Source organism: Arthrobacter pullicola (assembly GCF_014836875.1).
Lineage (GTDB): Bacteria > Actinomycetota > Actinomycetes > Actinomycetales > Micrococcaceae > Arthrobacter_B > Arthrobacter_B pullicola.
Genome location: NZ_JACSQC010000001.1, coordinates 47,128 through 63,264 on the forward strand (window position 1 = coordinate 47,128; position 16,137 = coordinate 63,264).

At 66.3% G+C, this 16,137-nt stretch carries 17 protein-coding genes; 7 read left to right on the plus strand and 10 right to left on the minus strand.

What is annotated here, in order from left to right:
• The first annotated feature begins 253 nt into the window (after window positions 1–253).
• Window positions 254–1,678, plus strand: coding sequence for an amino acid permease (locus H9638_RS00245; RefSeq protein WP_191745200.1), 1,425 nt, complete (start codon window positions 254–256; stop codon window positions 1,676–1,678).
• Window positions 1,679–1,876: 198 nt separating this feature from the next.
• On the opposite strand, the gene H9638_RS00250 is transcribed toward H9638_RS00245, so the two are convergent.
• Together H9638_RS00250 and H9638_RS00255 are read right to left on the minus strand one after the other, a co-directional pair.
• Complete coding sequence (locus H9638_RS00250; RefSeq protein ID WP_191745201.1) at window positions 1,877–2,683, minus strand: carbon-nitrogen hydrolase family protein; 807 nt, start codon at window positions 2,681–2,683, stop codon at window positions 1,877–1,879.
• Window positions 2,684–2,725: 42 nt separating this feature from the next.
• Window positions 2,726–3,844, minus strand: coding sequence for an NAD(P)-dependent alcohol dehydrogenase (locus H9638_RS00255; RefSeq protein ID WP_191745202.1), 1,119 nt, complete (start codon window positions 3,842–3,844; stop codon window positions 2,726–2,728).
• Window positions 3,845–3,947: 103 nt separating this feature from the next.
• Between H9638_RS00255 and H9638_RS00260 the strand changes: the two genes are divergently transcribed.
• Both H9638_RS00260 and H9638_RS00265 read left to right on the plus strand, forming a co-directional pair.
• A complete protein-coding gene (locus H9638_RS00260) occupies window positions 3,948–4,943 on the plus strand; it encodes a DUF2804 domain-containing protein (RefSeq protein WP_191745203.1) in 996 nt (331 codons plus the stop codon).
• 133 nt (window positions 4,944–5,076) lie between these two features.
• The gene (locus tag H9638_RS00265; RefSeq protein WP_191745204.1) at window positions 5,077–5,442 is read left to right on the plus strand and encodes a VOC family protein; all 366 of its coding nucleotides are present in this window, start codon (window positions 5,077–5,079) and stop codon (window positions 5,440–5,442) included.
• A 272-nt stretch (window positions 5,443–5,714) separates the two neighbouring features.
• On the opposite strand, the gene H9638_RS00270 is transcribed toward H9638_RS00265, so the two are convergent.
• The gene (locus H9638_RS00270; RefSeq protein WP_191745205.1) at window positions 5,715–7,004 is read right to left on the minus strand and encodes an adenylosuccinate synthase; all 1,290 of its coding nucleotides are present in this window, start codon (window positions 7,002–7,004) and stop codon (window positions 5,715–5,717) included.
• A gap of 184 nt (window positions 7,005–7,188) precedes the next feature.
• Here H9638_RS00270 and H9638_RS00275 point away from each other — a divergent pair, with 184 nt between their 5' ends.
• Together H9638_RS00275 and H9638_RS00280 are read left to right on the plus strand one after the other, a co-directional pair.
• Window positions 7,189–7,890, plus strand: coding sequence for a hypothetical protein (locus H9638_RS00275; protein WP_318241726.1), 702 nt, complete (start codon window positions 7,189–7,191; stop codon window positions 7,888–7,890).
• Entirely contained in the window at window positions 7,806–8,291 is a 486-nt protein-coding gene (locus H9638_RS00280; protein ID WP_191745206.1) for a DUF427 domain-containing protein, read from the plus strand. Before H9638_RS00275 ends, H9638_RS00280 begins: the two co-directional genes overlap by 85 nt.
• A gap of 88 nt (window positions 8,292–8,379) precedes the next feature.
• On the opposite strand, the gene H9638_RS00285 is transcribed toward H9638_RS00280, so the two are convergent.
• The 3 genes from H9638_RS00285 to H9638_RS00295 form a co-directional block, all read right to left on the minus strand.
• Window positions 8,380–8,802, minus strand: a complete 423-nt coding sequence (locus H9638_RS00285; protein WP_191745207.1) for a DUF3151 domain-containing protein — start codon at window positions 8,800–8,802, stop codon at window positions 8,380–8,382.
• Entirely contained in the window at window positions 8,802–9,821 is a 1,020-nt protein-coding gene (gene fbaA / locus H9638_RS00290) for a class II fructose-bisphosphate aldolase (protein WP_191745208.1), read from the minus strand. Before fbaA ends, H9638_RS00285 begins: the two co-directional genes overlap by 1 nt.
• A gap of 115 nt (window positions 9,822–9,936) precedes the next feature.
• A complete protein-coding gene (locus H9638_RS00295; protein WP_318241727.1) occupies window positions 9,937–10,563 on the minus strand; it encodes a TrmH family RNA methyltransferase in 627 nt (208 codons plus the stop codon).
• A gap of 204 nt (window positions 10,564–10,767) precedes the next feature.
• Between H9638_RS00295 and H9638_RS00300 the strand changes: the two genes are divergently transcribed.
• Entirely contained in the window at window positions 10,768–11,520 is a 753-nt protein-coding gene (locus tag H9638_RS00300) for an HAD-IIA family hydrolase (RefSeq protein WP_191745756.1), read from the plus strand.
• On the opposite strand, the gene H9638_RS00305 is transcribed toward H9638_RS00300, so the two are convergent.
• Window positions 11,517–12,524 carry a thioesterase domain-containing protein gene (locus tag H9638_RS00305; protein WP_191745210.1) on the minus strand — a complete coding sequence of 336 codons (1,008 nt, stop codon included), beginning with the start codon at window positions 12,522–12,524 and terminating at the stop codon, window positions 11,517–11,519. The genes H9638_RS00300 and H9638_RS00305 overlap by 4 nt on opposite strands.
• A 24-nt stretch (window positions 12,525–12,548) precedes the next feature.
• The gene (gene pyrE / locus H9638_RS00310) at window positions 12,549–13,118 is read right to left on the minus strand and encodes an orotate phosphoribosyltransferase (protein WP_191745211.1); all 570 of its coding nucleotides are present in this window, start codon (window positions 13,116–13,118) and stop codon (window positions 12,549–12,551) included.
• Window positions 13,119–13,282: 164 nt separating this feature from the next.
• Here pyrE and nadE point away from each other — a divergent pair, with 164 nt between their 5' ends.
• A complete protein-coding gene (gene nadE, locus H9638_RS00315; protein ID WP_191745212.1) occupies window positions 13,283–14,107 on the plus strand; it encodes an ammonia-dependent NAD(+) synthetase in 825 nt (274 codons plus the stop codon).
• 212 nt (window positions 14,108–14,319) lie between these two features.
• On the opposite strand, the gene H9638_RS00320 is transcribed toward nadE, so the two are convergent.
• Together H9638_RS00320 and H9638_RS00325 are read right to left on the minus strand one after the other, a co-directional pair.
• Window positions 14,320–15,489 carry an acetyl-CoA C-acyltransferase gene (locus H9638_RS00320; protein ID WP_191745213.1) on the minus strand — a complete coding sequence of 390 codons (1,170 nt, stop codon included), beginning with the start codon at window positions 15,487–15,489 and terminating at the stop codon, window positions 14,320–14,322.
• The gene (locus H9638_RS00325; protein ID WP_191745214.1) at window positions 15,486–16,136 is read right to left on the minus strand and encodes a CoA transferase subunit B; all 651 of its coding nucleotides are present in this window, start codon (window positions 16,134–16,136) and stop codon (window positions 15,486–15,488) included. Before H9638_RS00325 ends, H9638_RS00320 begins: the two co-directional genes overlap by 4 nt.
• Window position 16,137: the final 1 nt, after the last annotated feature.

Below are 16,137 nucleotides of genomic sequence, written 5' to 3' on the forward strand. Positions count from 1 at the left end.
CCCCGGCACGGCCATTACACAGGGGTAATCGCAGTGGACGCCGAAAAGGTTACGCGGCAGCCAAAGTTTCTTTTCCACCCTCCGGGTGTGGGCTCTCCGTCCGCCCCGCCGGAGCCGGCGCACAGGGAATGTGGGAGAATTAACCGGGCTCCGCCTTCCCGACGGCGGAGGCGGCGCGGCCGGCCGGGATCAACAAGGCCCGCTGCGCGCCGGACCAGCAACCCGCGGCCAAGCCCCGCGGCACAGGATATTGATGACCCTCAGCAACTCCAGCACGCACCACGACACAGAGCTTAGACGCAGTCTTTCACTGCGGCATATCCGTTTTATTGCCCTCGGCTCGGCTATCGGCACCGGTCTCTTCTATGGTTCCTCCGAGACCATCCAGGCCGCCGGTCCCGCCGTGCTCATCGCCTACATCATCGCTGGCTGCGCCGTGTTCCTGGTGATGCGTGCCCTAGGTGAGATGGCGGTCCGCCACCCGGTCGCGGGCTCGTTTGCCCAGTACGCCGGCCGCTACCTTGGCCCCCGGATGGGGTTCCTGACCGGCTGGACCTTCGCGTTCGAAATGGTCATTGTTGCCATCGCGGACATGACAGCGGTCAGCATGTACATGGGTTTGTGGTTCCCGGACACTCCGGGCTGGCTCTGGATGATTGCTGCCATGCTGTTGATCGGCGGGCTCAACCTGATGCGGGTCAGCGTCTTCGGTGAACTGGAGTTCTGGTTCACCCTGATCAAGGTCTCCACCATCGTCGCGATGATTGCCGGCGGGCTCTACCTGATTGTGTTCGGCGTCAGCACCGGCGGTTACGAGCCCGGCGTCAACCACCTGGTGGATCACGGCGGGTTTGCACCGTTCGGGGTGTGGGGCATCGTGATGAGCCTGGGAATCGTGGTGTTCTCGTTTGGCGGCGTCGAAACCCTCGGTGTGACTGCCGGCGAAACCGGCGACCCAACACGTGCGATCCCCAAGGCTGTTAACACCGTGCCGGTGCGGATCCTGCTTTTCTACGTGCTCTCGCTGGGAGTGATGCTCTGCCTCCTGCCCTGGGACAGGATCGGCTCGGAGGGCAGCCCCTTCGTTCAGGTCTTCGCCGGGCTGGGCATCCCCTTCGCCGAACACCTGATCAATGCCGTTGTCCTCACCGCAGCCCTCTCCGCGATGAACTCAATCTTCTACGCGGCCTCCCGCACCATGTACGGCCTGGCCGAACAGGGACACGCTCCGCAGGAATTCACCCGCGTCTCGCGGTTCGGTGTTCCTGTCTGGCCCGTGGCGATCATCATGGCCAGCCTTCTCGGCGGACTGGGCCTGTACCTGTGGATCCCTGAGCAGCTCTTCCTGGTGGTTGCCTCCACCGCCACCTTTGCCACCATTTTCACCTGGTCCTCCATCCTGCTCAGCCACCACCGCATGCGCCGCCAGATGCGCCGGGAGGGGACCCCGTCGGCGGGCTTCCCCTTCCCGGGCTGGCCGGTCCTGAACTACGCCACGCTGGCCTTCATGGGCCTGGTGACCGTCATCCTCGCCTTCACCGGCCCTGGACGGACGGCCCTGATCGTCGGTGTGGTGTGGCTCCTGCTGATGCTGGCCGCCTACCAGTTCCTGGTCAAGGGGAAAGGCCGGCAGCCGATCGAGCTGCCGACGCCGTCTGCCGACGCTCCTCGGAGCTAGCTGACTTCCCTGCCCTTGGGGACATCCCTGCCAGTTGGGGACACCGCGGGAGGCAGCTTCCCTGCCCTTTGGGACATCCCTGCCAGTTGGGGACTTTCCTGCGTGGCGCCACGGCAGGAAAGTCCCATGGCGTGCGATTTGTCCCAAACCGGAGCGAGCCGCAGGCCATAGGGGGCAGAGACCGCTGCGGTACTAAAGCTAGTTGGCAGCCTCGATCTGCTCGTTGACCGCGAACCGTCGGTTCTGCAGCACGGGCAGGAATTCCCGGACCTCTTCGATGCGGTTCCGCGTCACTTCCGCCGTGGCCACCCCGGCGGTCTCCTCAGCCAGGAAAACCTGCGGCACGCCCATGGGATCCAGGATGGCCGAGTGCCCGATGGTGTGGCCGCTGGAGGTGCCTGCGGCTGCGATCCACACGGTGTTCTCGATCGCCCGTGCCTTGAGCAGCGTTTCCCAGTGGTCGATTTTGTGTTCGCCCTTGAACCAGGCGGCCGGAACCGCGATGAGGTCCGCACCCTGGACGGCCAGTGCCCGGGCAAGTTCGGGGAACCGGAGGTCGTAGCAGGTCATCAGGCCCACCCGCAGGCCACCGAGTTCCACTACCTGGATCCCGCGGTCACCTGCTTTGATCCGGGTGGACTCCTGGTAGCTGAACGCATCGTAGAGGTGGAGCTTCCGGTAGGTCGCTGCGATCCGGCCGTCGGACTCGATCGCCACCAGCGTGTTGTAGGGCCGTTCCTCTCCCGAGGACTCGTAACCCCCGGCGATCACTGCGATTTTCAGTTCCGCGGCCAGGAGGGAAAGCTGCTGGACGAAGGTGCTCCAACCGGCGTCGACCGCTGCAGCCAGGGTCCCCTCCACCTTGCCGATGCTGAACATCGACTCCTCCGGGAACACGATCAGCTCCGAACCCTCGCCCTTGGCCTGCTCAGCCAGCGAGCGCATCGCCGCCAGGTTTTCCACGACGTCCCCCGTGGGGCTGAACTGACCTACGCTGACCAACATTGGACTACCGCCTTGCCTTTGAGGACCGGACTTTCTTCCAGCCTAGTGCAGGTCCTCAAAGTGGAGCACAGGTTTCAGCACCTCCCCCGCTTTGGCTGCAGCGGCGGCGTCGTTAATCTCGTTGAACCCGTACCGGGTGATCATCTTCTGCAGCGGGAACCGGCCCTGCTGGACCAGTTCCACGAGCGCGGGCAGGAACAGCTGCGGTGTGGCATCGCCTTCCGTGATGCCAATGACCTGGCGGCCGTTGAGCATGAAGTTCACGTCCAGTTCCACGGTGGATCCGGCGGCCGGAGCGCCGATCAGCCCGAGCTTGCCCAGCGGCGCCAGCGCATCCGCGGCAGTGGCCGCCACCCGGGTGCTGCCCGTGGTTTCGAGGGCATGCGTGACACCGTCGCCGTTGGTCAGTTCGAAGAGGGCCTGCAGCGCGTCGGTACTGCCGGAATTCACGACGTCGGTGGCCCCCAGTTCGCGGGCCAGCTCCAGCCGCGAGTCCACCAGGTCCATCACCACAACCCGGGTGGAACCGGACAGCGCGGCGGCCATCACCGCGGCCAATCCCACGGGACCGGCGCCGAACACGGCGAGGATGGATCCAGGCTCCGGCCGCAGGACGTTCAGCACGGCTCCGGCTCCGGTCTGAATGCCGCAGCCCAGCGGGGCCAGCAGGCTCAGGTCCGCGTCCGGGTCCACCTTGGTGACACCGCGGGCATCGGCCAGGACGTAGTTGGCGAAGGATGACTGGGCGAAGAAATGTCCGTGGACCCCTTTGCCATCCTTGGTGATGGTGGCGGTGCCGTCCATGCGCTGCCCACCAATGAGGTTCAGGTCCAGGAAGTCCGTGCAATAGGCCGGGTGGCCCAGGCGGCAGTTCCGGCAGACTCCGCAGCTGGAAAAGCTCAGCAGAACCTGGTCGCCGGGCACCACGGAGGTCACTCCGGATCCGACGGCCTCCACGATGCCTGCGCCCTCATGCCCAAGGACTCCCGGCAGGGGAAAGGGAATGTGCCCTGCCTGGACGCCGAGGTCGGTTCCGCAAACGCCCGCGGCGGTAACCCGGACCAGGACCTCGTCCGGCCGGGGATCATCCAGGGTGACGTCGGTGATTTCAAAGGGTTCGTGGACACCGCGCAGGATCGCGGCACGCGCCTGAGTAGTCATAGGGCCACGCTACGCCGCCGCCGCAGCAGCCGTCAGGACCTGCGGGAGTATGGAGCCCGGATGAGCCGGAGTTTGTGCCGCCTGCGTCCTAGACTGTGGCGGCATGGAAGAGATCAAGGAACCGGTGCAGCTGTCCCGCGCGGACGGCACCCTGAATCCCGCCGCCACAGGCTTCTCCCGCACTGCCCTGCACAGCTTCGCGCACCTGCCCTCGGGCCTGCGGCACGGCTGGCGGACCAAGCGCTGGGAGTACTGGGGTGTGCTGACACCGGAGCTTGCGGTCGACATGACGATCGTGCACCTGGACTACGCGGCCGCCCTGCAGCTCTATGTCCTGGAGCGGGCCACCGGCAAGGAGATCAGCTATGACCCGCTGACCATACCGCCCGGTTCCACCGTCATCCTGCCCAACGCTGCACCCCCGCTGACGGCTGTCGGAACCATGGGCGGGACGCATCTGCGCTTTCACGACGACGACGGCGGCACGCATCTTCGGGCTGTTTCGGAACGCATCGGCGTCGAACTCTATGCACCCGCCGCCGGCGACGTGCTCGGCGTAGTGGTCCCCTGGTCGGATACCCGCTACCAGTACACGCTCAAGGACGTGGCCCGGGACGTCAGCGGTACCGTCACCGTGGATGGCCGGGAGTACCCGGTTGGCGGCGACGGCGCTTTCGCCGTGCTGGACCGCGGCCGGGGCCGCTGGCCCTACTCCAAGCGGTGGATCTGGGCGGCCGGCTCCGGAACCGTGGGCGGATCCCGGCTCGGCCTGCAGCTGGGCGGGCTGTGGACCGGCGGCACGCCGGCCACGGAGAACGCATTGATCGTGGACGGCGTGCTGCACCACTACGACGGCGAGCTGGAGTTCAGCTACGACCTCACCAATCCCATGGGACCGTGGCAGGTCCGCGGGGACTGGATCGACGCGGTGCTGACCCCGTTCCACCGGCGCCGGGCCGCCACGAACGCCGTGCTGGTGGCCTCAAAAATCTGGCAGGCCTTCGGTTCCTGGTCCGGCTGGGCTGCGTCGCCGGACGGCACCCGCTACCGGCTCGACGGCCTGGAAGGCTGGGTGGAGGAGGCACGGAACCGCTGGTAGCTGTCCGGGTGATGTGGCAGCGTAGGCGCCCTTACGCGCTCGGTCCGTGGATGGGAGACTGGTCCGTTGACTCCCGAAGAACGCCGCTGCTAGGTTCGCAGGTACTTTTTACGCGCCGTCGAAGGAGCCAGCCGTGAGCAGCAGATTCTCATCCCTCGCCCTCGATGCGGTTAACGTCCCTCTGCTGGCCGGGTTCTGGACCCGGGCGCTGGACTACCGGGTGGCCGAGGAGCTCGACGGTGGTATCAGCCTGGCCCCGCGAAATGGTTTCCTGGGCCCGCCACTCGACATCTTCCCCGTCCCCGAACCCAAAACAGCAAAGAACCGGCTGCACCTGGACCTGGTGCCGGATGGCTGCACCCAGGAGGAGGAAGTCGAGCGGCTGCTCGCCCTTGGCGCTGTCCTGGCCGACGTCGGCCAGGGACCGGATGTGTCCTGGGTTGTGATGGCCGATCCGGAGGGCAACGAGTTCTGCATCCTCTCGGGGAGAACGGAGTAGGGCGCGGGGCTCTGTACCATCCAACACATGAACACCGTCGAGATATCTGTCCGGCCTCCCGCCGAGAATGACGCCCGACGCCTGGCCGCGATTCACCTTGCAGCGTGGCGGGCAGCTACACCAGTCACGGCTGGGTCGACGACGGCGGTACTTGGGAGGACTGCCGGTTTGATCCTCCTGTCTCCGAAGTGCGGTACGGCCGTGTTTTCTCCTCGCCCTCGGCATAGCAAAGGCCCCGCAGCCAAACGGCTGCGGGGCCTTTGCTAAGGAAACTATTCGCTGATCAGGTCGCGGATCACGATCGTCTGGTCGCGGTCCGGACCAACGCCGATCGCGGAGAACCGGGTGCCGGAAAGCTTTTCCAGGGCCAGCACGTAGTTGCGGGCGTTCTCCGGCAGGTCATCGAGCGTCTTGGCGCCGGTGATGTCCTCGGTCCAGCCGTCGAAGTACTCGAAGACCGGCTTGGCGTGGTGGAAGTCGGTCTGCGTCATCGGCATCTCGTCGAACCGAACGCCGTCGACGTCGTAGGCAACGCAGACCGGGATCTTCTCGATGCCGGTGAGCACGTCCAGTTTGGTCACAAAGTAGTCCGTGAAGCCGTTGACGCGGGAAGCGTGGCGCGCCAGCACGGCGTCGTACCAGCCGCAGCGGCGCGGGCGCCCGGTGTTCACACCGAACTCGCCGCCGGTCTTCTGCAGGTACAGGCCCATGTCATCGAAGAGTTCGGTGGGGAACGGGCCGGCGCCAACGCGGGTGGTGTAGGCCTTGATGATGCCCACGGCGCGGTTGATGCGGGTGGGGCCGATGCCGGAGCCCACCGATGCGCCGCCGGCGGTCGGGTTGGAGGAGGTCACAAACGGGTAGGTGCCGTGGTCAACGTCCAGGAACGTGGCCTGGCCGCCTTCCATCAGGATGACCTTGTCTTCGTCGAGGGCCTTGTTCAGCTCGTAGACCGAGTCGATGACCATCGGGCGCAGCCGGTCCGCGTAGGAGAGGAAGTACTCCACCGTTTCTTCGACGTCCACGTCGCGGCGGTTGTAGACCTTCAGCAGCAGCTGGTTCTTCTGCCGCAGCGAACCTTCGACCTTCTGCCGCAGGATCGACTCGTCGAAGATGTCCTGCACGCGGATGCCGAGACGCGCCACCTTGTCGATGTAGGCCGGGCCGATGCCGCGTCCGGTGGTGCCGATGGCACGCTTGCCCAGGAAGCGTTCGGTGACCTTGTCCATGACCTGGTGGAACGGAGCAACAAGGTGGGCGTTGGCGGAGATCCGCAGCTTCGAGGTATCCGCCCCCCGTGCCTCAAGGCCGTCGATTTCGGCGAACAGCGCCTCGAGGTTCACCACGCAGCCGTTGCCGATGACAGGAATTGCGTTGGGGCTGAGGATGCCGGCGGGCAGCAGCTTCAGTTCGTACTTTTCACCGCCGACGACGACGGTGTGGCCGGCATTGTTTCCGCCGTTGGGCTTGACGACGTAATCGACGCGGCCGCCGAGAAGGTCGGTGGCCTTACCTTTACCCTCGTCGCCCCACTGGGCGCCGACGATGACAATTGCTGGCATGGGATCCTCCCCCATTAGTTACGTTAGGGAGCCGCGCCAGGCGCTGAACCGCTACCGTGCATGAGAACGCCCCTGCACTCGTGGCGTGGAACACGCTCAAGCTGCGGGGCTCTTACCAGTCAAGTTTAGCCGATCTCCAGCCCGCCCCCTCCGGAAGCGGCCCGCCGGGCGTACGGTTTAAGCCATGGAGCGCTTCCGCGGCTATATTGCCGGGCTGGGCACCGCCTCCGGAACCCGCCTGGTTGTGGGCCACTGGCCCGACTCTCCGTTCGGTCCTTTCACCGACGTGATGGTGGAGAACCGCTTCGGTTCCCGCCTGCTGCTGGCCCCTGACGAAAACATTGCCCGGTACGTTTCCGCCACGTATTCCTTCGACGCTGTGGACGTTGTCCCCGTCAGCGCGCGGCTCGAGGGCGGGACTCTGACTGTCGACGGCGGTCCGCTGCGCCTGCGGGCCAAACTGGGCCGGGTGACTTTCCTGGGCCGCATGCTGCAGACCGTGCCGGCGCCGCTGGCAGTGCATCCACTCTGGCTGCGGGCCCTGAACCCGCTGGCCGGCCTGATCGTGCGCGGCGTGCAGACCGCGGGAACCACCGGGGACCGGCTGGAGTATTACGGCGTACGCTCCATCCGGCGTGTCACCGCGGCGGAGTGTTCCTGGAATGGGAAGGACCTTGGGCAGCTGGCCCCGGTCAGCCCGCCGGTGCGGTTCGGATTCTCATCGGTGCCGGTCCGGCCGCAGATCCTCGCCGTCACCACCACCATCACCGCCCGCGAGGCGCGAACCGAAGTGAGTGGGCCATGGAGAACCGTTTTCATCCGCATGCCGAATCCGTCTGGTCTTACCCGCGCCCGCCCCGGGTCGAACCGAGCGATGAGTCCGTAGAGGTCTGGCTGGGCGGGACGCTGGTGGCGCAGACCTCCTCGGCGCTGCGGGTGCTGGAAACCAGCCATCCGCCGGTCTACTACCTGCCCCTGAACGCCTTCGCCCCGGGGGTGCTGCACCCGGTGCCGGGCGTGACCCATTGCGAATTCAAAGGTGCTGCCTCCTATTACGACGTCGTCTCCGGCGGCCACCGTGCCGCGCGGGCCGCCTGGGCCTATCCGCACCCGGCCCCCGGTTACGAGGAGCTGGCCGATACGGCCGCCCTGTACCCGGGGCTGATGGACTCTGTGCGGGTGGACGGCGAGGAGGTGCAGCCGCAGGACGGCGACTTTTACGGCGGCTGGATTACCAGCCGCGTGACCGGCCCGTTCAAGGGCCCGCCGGGCACCTGGGGCTGGTAACCGCCGTCGGCCCTCACCGGCTAAACACTGGAGGCGCCCTCCCGCTGGGGAAGGCGCCTCCGGTGATGTTTCAGCTGGTGCTGTTCAGTTATGCGGCTTCGATCGCGGCCTTGGCGGCTGGGTCGGAGCTGTCCAGGAACTTCTCGATCCGGTCCACTTCTTCGGCCTCATTGATAGCGGCGGCCGCGCGGCCCAGGGCGTACAGCGCACGCAGGAACCCGCGGTTCGGTTCGTGCTCCCACGGGATGGGTCCGGCGCCGCGCCAGCCGGCCCGGCGCAGGGCGTCCAGACCGCGGTGGTAGCCCACGCGGGCGTAGGCGTAGGACTCCACGGGCTGGCCCTCGGCGTAGGCTTCGTCGGCCAGCAGCGCCCAGACCAGGGAGGACGTGGGGAACTGAGCTGCCAGGTCCACGGGCTCATCCCCGGCGGCGAGGCGGGCCAGGACGTCCGTTTCCTCGGGCAGGTAGGTGGGCTCGGGACCAAGCAGGTTCTTGCGGAATTCGTCTGACATTAGAGGTGCTTTCCTGCCGATCCGAGGGACTGTGCTGCTTCGACCACGCGCGCGGCCATGCCCTTCTCGGCGGAGGCTCCCCAGACGCGGGGGTCGTACTGCTTCTTGTTGCCAACCTCGCCGTCGACCTTCAGGACGCCGTCGTAGTTGCGGAACATGTGATCCGCCACCGGGCGGGTGTAGGCGTACTGGGTGTCGGTGTCGATGTTCATCTTCACCACACCGTAGGACACGGCGTCGGCAATCTCCTGGGCGGAGGAGCCGGAGCCGCCGTGGAAGACCAGGTCGAACGGGGTTTCCTTGCCGATCGAAGCGCCAACGGCGGTCTGGATCTCCTGCAGGATCTCCGGGCGCAGCTTCACGCCGCCGGGCTTGTACACGCCGTGCACGTTGCCGAAGGTCAGAGCGGTGAGGTACCGGCCCTTGCTGCCGTCGCCGAGGGCCTGGATGGTGGCCATGCCGTCTTCCACGGTGGTGTAGAGCTTCTCGTTGATCTCGTTCTCCACGCCGTCTTCTTCACCGCCGACGGTGCCGATTTCAACTTCGAGGATGATCTTGGCGGCCGCGGTGCGGGCCAGCAGGTCCTGCGCGATCTTGAGGTTTTCGTCCAGCGTTTCGGCGGAACCGTCCCACATGTGCGAGTTGAAGAGGGGATCTTCACCGCGCTTGACGCGCTCTTCGGAGATGGCCAGCAGCGGCAGAACGAAGTCGTCCAGCTTGTCCTTGGGGCAGTGGTCGGTGTGCAGCGCGATGTTCACGTCGTAGCTCTTGGCTACTTCGCGGGCGTACGCGGCGAAGGCCGCCGAACCGGTGACCATGTTCTTGACGGAGGCTCCGGACCAGTAGGCGGCCCCGCCGGTGGAGACCTGGACAATGCCGTCAGAACCGGCCTCGGCGAAGCCTGCGAGCGCAGCGTTCAGCGTCTGGGAGGAGGTGACGTTCACCGCCGGGTATGCGAATCCCCCCGCCTTGGCCCGGTCGATCATCTCTGCGTAGATCTCGGGGGTTGCAATAGGCATGCTGACTCCTTAGCGAAGTTGAGAAAATGCGGCAGGGCCGGGCCCTCTTTGGCTCCTCCCATCCTAGCCACAAGTGCCCCGGGAGCAGCAGGGTGGCTAAAGTCCTTCCCCGGGGTCAGGAGACTTTCTGCCCGAAGACGTGCCGGCGGACCCAGCCGTGCATCGCAATGGCGGCCGCCGCGGAGGCGTTCATGGAGCGGGTGGAGCCAAACTGCGCGATCGAGAGGGTGGCTTCGGCCGCTGCGTGGACTTCCGGCGTCAGGCCGGGGCCTTCCTGGCCGAAGACCAGGACAGCGTTACGCGGCAGGTCGTAGGTTTCCAGCGGCACGGAGTCCGGGAAGTTATCAATCCCGATGATCGCCAGACCCTCGGACCGGGCCCATTCGGTGAAGTCCTCCACCGTCGGGTGGTGCCGGACGTGCTGGTAGCGGTCGGTGACCATGGCTCCGCGCCGGTTCCACCGGCGTCGTCCAATGATGTGCACTTCCTTGGCCATAAAAGCGTTGGCCGTGCGCACCACCGACCCGATGTTCAGGTCGTGCTGCCAGTTTTCGATGGCGACGTGGAATTCATGGCGCTTGGTGTCCAGGTCCGCAACAATCGCGTCTTGCTTCCAGTAGCGGTATTCATCCACCACGTTCCGGCGGTCGCCGGCGGCCAGCAGTTCAGGGTCCCAGTGCTCCCCCTCGGGCCAGGGCCCTTCCCACGGCCCGACGCCGACCTCGGGGACTGCGGGGTCCACCGGTCCGGGTTCGGGAACGGGTAATGTTTCAGGGCTCTCTATCACCCTTCCAGCGTAAGGTGAAAGACTGGACCATCCCGCATCCGCACCGGGCGGAGCAGGTCTGTGCCGGCGCCGTTAGGGCGCACGCAGTCCTGCCAGGAGTAAGCGCAGGAAGAGGGAACCGTGGGCGAAAACGAAAACATCGAGTGCTGGCTGACCGACATGGACGGGGTGCTGGTTCATGAGAACCAGCCGATCCCCGGGGCTTCGGAGCTGATCAACCGCTGGGTGGACACCTCCAAGCGGTTCCTGGTGCTGACAAATAACTCGATCTACACGCCCCGGGACCTGGCCGCCCGGCTGCATGCTTCCGGCCTGGAGGTCCCGGAGGAGAACCTCTGGACCTCTGCCCTGGCCACTGCGGAGTTCCTGAAGGACCAGCTCAAGAACTCCTCTTCTCCGGGCCGCGCCTTCGTGATCGGCGAGGCGGGACTGACGACGGCGCTGCATGAGGCGGGGCTGATCCTCACCGACACGAACCCGGACTACGTGGTCCTGGGCGAAACCCGGACCTACTCCTTCGGCACCATCACCAAGGCCATCCGGCTGATCCTGGACGGCGCCCGGTTCATTGCCACCAATCCGGATGTCACCGGCCCTTCCGCGGAGGGACCTATCCCGGCGACCGGTGCGATTGCGGCACTGATCACCGCCGCCACGGACCGCGTGCCCTACATTGTGGGCAAGCCGAATCCCATGATGTTCCGCTCGGCCATGAACAAGATCGACGCGCACTCGGAAACCACCGGCATGATCGGGGACCGGATGGACACGGACATCGTCGCCGGCATCGAGGCCGGGCTGACCACCGTGCTGGTGCTCTCCGGAATCACGCAGCGGGAAGATATCAGCCGCTATCCGTTCCGCCCGTCCCAGGTGATCAACTCCGTGGCGGACCTGATCAACACGGTCTAGAACGGCGTTTTGCTGCCGCCCCCGCCGGTGGCCGGCAGGGGTGCGTAAGTGTCCAGGATGTTTTGGACCACCCGCTGATAGATCACCGGATTCCACTGTGGACTGGCGTGGGCCGGACGCGCGCCCTCGGTGATCAGGGCGTTGGACACCATGTTCTGCGGGAACAGTTCGGTCCAGCGCTGCCGGGCGGTGTAATAATTCACCGTGGTGTCATCCGGGTTGCCCAGGAACGCCAGCTCGGCCTTCCCGATGCCGCCGGCGAAGGCTGCTGCGTTGTAGTGGTAAATGTAGGACGATTCCGACTGGATCAGGGTGCTCGACGGAGCCAGCGGCGAGAGCTGCTCCAGCGTCTGGTCCGCGATGGTGCTCCAGCTGCGTTCGTCCTTGTGCAGGATCCGCTCTCCCAGCTCGTACCCGCCGCGCAGGGCACTGGGGATCCGCGCGCCGGCCTCGTAGAGGAAGACCACGCCCCGGATCATGCCGGCGTCCAGCACATCGAACCGGCCGGACGGGCTGGAGTCCAGGATGATGATTTCCACCTGCACACCGCGGGCCAGCAGCCGTGCGGCAATTTCGACCGCGAGCATCCCGCCGAAGCTGTGCCCGTAGAAGTAGACGCGGTTAATCCGGCGGTTGCGGATGTAGCGGAACACCTCGGCCTCCACGGTGTCCACGTCCAGGCCCTTATTGGAGTAGCCGACGGCGGCCATCTGCCCGCGGCTGGCCAGGGCCGGGCGCAGCGAGTTGAGGATCCAGACGGCTTCTTCCCAACTGGTCTTGTACCCGGGAAAGAGGAACCACATGGCCCGCGGGAAGCGGGCGGCCGCTTCGTCGTCGCGCACCGGGAGGATTTCCAGTTCCTCTCGGCCCTCCTGGATGAGCCGGGTGACAAACAGGTCCGTGGCCAGCGTCAGGCCCGCGGCAGCTCCCACCAGGAACCGCCGCCGCGAGTAGCGTCCAAGGTCCGACGCCGAGCGCAGGACCTTTTTTGGGTCATCGGTCATAGGCTCCCGCTGCAGGTGTTGGACCTAGTCGAGTCCGAGCTCGTCCTTACCGAACGCGAACAGGTACGGGACTCCGGCTTCGGCTTCGATCCGTTCCTTGGCACCGGTGTCGCGGTCCACGATTACCGCGACGGCCACCACGTTACCGCCCGCCTTGCGGACACCTTCGACGGCGGCCAGCGCGGATCCGCCGGTGGTCGAGGTGTCTTCCAGCACGACGACGTCGCGGCCGGAGACGTCCGGGCCTTCAACCTGGCGGCCCATGCCGTAGGACTTCTGCGCTTTGCGGACGACGAAGGCGTCAACGGTGCCGCCGCTGCGGGCCGAAGCGTTCATCACTGCTGTGCCGACGGGGTCGGCGCCCATTGTCAGGCCGCCGGCGCTCTGGAAGCTGATGCCTGCGGATTCGATCATGTCCAGCATGACTTCGCCAACCAGCTGGGAGGCCTCGTGCTGCAGCGTGACGCGGCGCAGGTCAATGTAGTAATCGGCTTCCTTGCCGCTGGAGAGGATCACCTTTCCACGCACCACCGCCAGTTCCTTGATCAGTTCCAGGAGGCGGGCACGGGACGCGGCGGTCTGCGGGGAAGTCATGGTCCCAATCCTATCGGAGCACCCCGGCCCGTCCCGGGTCAGGCCAGCCGCACCCACCCCCTCCGGGCCCAGTGATTCGCATCACGCGCTGCGCTGAGCCTGCTGGACTGAACCGCCGGGACTGAACCTGCTGGATTGAGCCTGCGTTGGATAGGCTGAACGCCATGCGTGAACTACAAGCACAAATCATTGCCGAAATGGGTGTGCAGCCCAGCATCGATCCGGCCGCGGAGATCCGCCGGCGGGTGGACTTCCTTAAGGAGTACATGCTCGCTTCCCGCACCGCGGGATTCGTGCTGGGCATCAGCGGCGGGGTGGATTCCACCCTGGCCGGACGGCTGGCCCAGCTGGCCGTCGAAGAGCTGGACGCCGAGGGCACCGACGCCAACTTCATCGCCCTCCGCCTGCCCTACCGCGTGCAGCACGATGAGGACGATGCGCAGGCCGCCCTGGACTTCATCCGGCCCAAAACCTCCTGGGTCTACAACATCGGGGAAGCGGTGGACGGCTTCGAAAAGGAGTACGCCGCCATGTCCGGCGGCGAGACCATCAGCGACTTCAACAAGGGCAACATCAAGGCGCGGGTGCGCATGACCGCCCAGTACGCCGTCGGCGGCCAGCACAACCTGCTGGTCATCGGCACCGATCACGGCGCCGAATCGGTCACCGGGTTCTTCACCAAGTACGGCGACGGCGGCGCGGACATCCTGCCGCTGTTCGGCCTCAACAAGCGCCAGGTCCGTCAGCTGCTTTCCGCCCTGGGTGCCTCGGACGCCCTGGTCGGCAAGGTCCCGACGGCAGACCTGCTTGACGGTGTCCCCGGCCAGACGGACGAAACGGAACTGGGCATCACCTACGACCAGATCGACGACTACCTCGAGGGCCGCGGCGTCTCCGGGGAAACCGCCGAGAAGATAGAGAAGCGGTACCTGGCGACCCGCCACAAGCGCACCACGCCGGTTTCCATTCTCGATTCCTGGTGGAAGTAGGTTCCCCACGCCCGTGTTTCCGGTCCGCCCGCCGGGCGGGACGGAACGGCGGCAACGAAACTCCTTGCTCGCAGAGCTCGCCGGAGTATTAAAGCCGCCTTATCCGCCCCGTCCGGAGGGCTGTCGACTGGGTCCCACAGTGGTGCGCGGGCCAGATATGGGAGCGCAGGCCGTTAGTACTGCTGCGGCGGTTGCTGGCCCGGGCGAGGTGCTTAGACTGAGCGCAGGACCACGGCGCTGCCCTGCCCGCCGCCGCCGCAAATCGCAGCGGCGCCCCATGCTCCGGGGCCCTTCGCGGCCAGCTGGAGCGCCAGGGAACCGACGATGCGGGCTCCGGAGGCACCGATGGGGTGCCCCAGTGCGATTGCCCCGCCCCGCGGATTCACTCGCAGCGGGTCCATGCCCAGCAGCTGCGTCGAGTGGACGGCGACGGCGGCGAAGGCCTCATTGATTTCCACCACGGCCAGGTCCTCGACCTCGGCCTCCAATCCCTTCAACGCGGCAAGGATGGCGTTGGCCGGCTGGGCGTGCAGCCGCACCCCCGGCCCCGCCACGAGCGCATGGGATTCAACCACCGCCAGCGGGTTCAGCCCCAGACGTCCGGCAGCTTCAGGGCTGACGACTACCACCGCCGCCGCGCCGTCACTGATCTGGGATGAGTTGCCGGCGGTGATCGTTCCGTCCCCGGCAAAGGCGGGCCGCAGTTTCCCGAGGGAAGCGGCGGTGGTGTCCGGGCGGACGCCGTCGTCGACGTCGGCCACGGCTTCTCCGCGCCCGGACGCTCCCGAATAGGAGGCTGTTTCTTCCGCCAGAGCAGACGCATGGGCTGCCGCGTACTGATGTGACCGGGCAGCCCAGGCATCCTGGGATTCCCGGTCCAGGCCGAGCTCAGCGTTCCCCTCCTCGGTCGATGCCCCCATGGAGCGGCGCTCGAACGCATCGCTGAGCCCGTCGTGTTCCAGGGAGTCCAGAACTTCCAGCGACCCGTAGCGCTGCCCCTGCCTGCCGTGGAAAAGGTGCGGCGCCCGGGTCATGGACTCCTGGCCGACGGCGACCACCACGTCAGCTTCGCCGGCGGCAATCAGCCTGGCGGCTTCGGCAACGGCCTCCATCCCGGAGAGGCAGACAGCGTTGAGCGTCAGGGCCGGGACGTTCAACGCGATACCTGCCGCCACAGCGGTCTGGCGGGCCGGGTTCTGGCCGGCTCCGCCCTGGAGCACCTGCCCTGCTACCAGCCGGTCCACCTGGTCGGGGCGGACACCCGCCCGCCGCAGGGCGGCTGCTGCCGCGTGTCCTCCCAGGACCGTTGCCGGAACGGAGCCCAGCACGCCGTTGAAACGGGTGAACGGGGTCCGGGCGTAGCCGGCTACCAGCGCCTTCATGCTGCGGCCGCCGTCTCCAAGTCGACCAGAAAGGGTGCGGCAGTGCAGCCTTCCAGGTCCGCCGGCTGGACCCCTGGTGCTGTGCGCCGAAGCACCAGTCCGCCGTCAACAACGTCAAAAACGGCACGGTCGGTGATGATGCGGTCAACCACGCCAACACCCGTCAGCGGCAGGTTGCACTGCTGCACGATTTTGGGTTCCCCGTCCTTGGAAACATGATCGGTGATCACAATGACGCGCGGAGTCCCTGCAACCAGATCCATCGCCCCGCCCATCCCCTTGACGAGTTTGCCGGGGATGGTCCAGTTCGCCAGGTCTCCGGCGGCGGATACCTGAAGTGCGCCCAGGATGGCTGTCTCTACATGGCCGCCACGGATCATTCCGAAAGACGTCGCCGAGTCGAAGAAACTGCCACCCGGAAGCACGGTCACGGTTTGCTTGCCGGCATTGATCAGATCAGCGTCCTCCTCCCCTTCGAAGGGGAACGGCCCCATCCCCAGCAACCCGTTTTCGCTCTGCAGGGACACTCTCACGCCGTCGGGCAGGTGGTTCGCCACCAGGGTGGGAATGCCGATGCCCAGGTTGACGTATTGGCCATCCTGCAGCTCGGACGCGGCGATGGCCGCCATCTCTTCTCGTGTCCACATA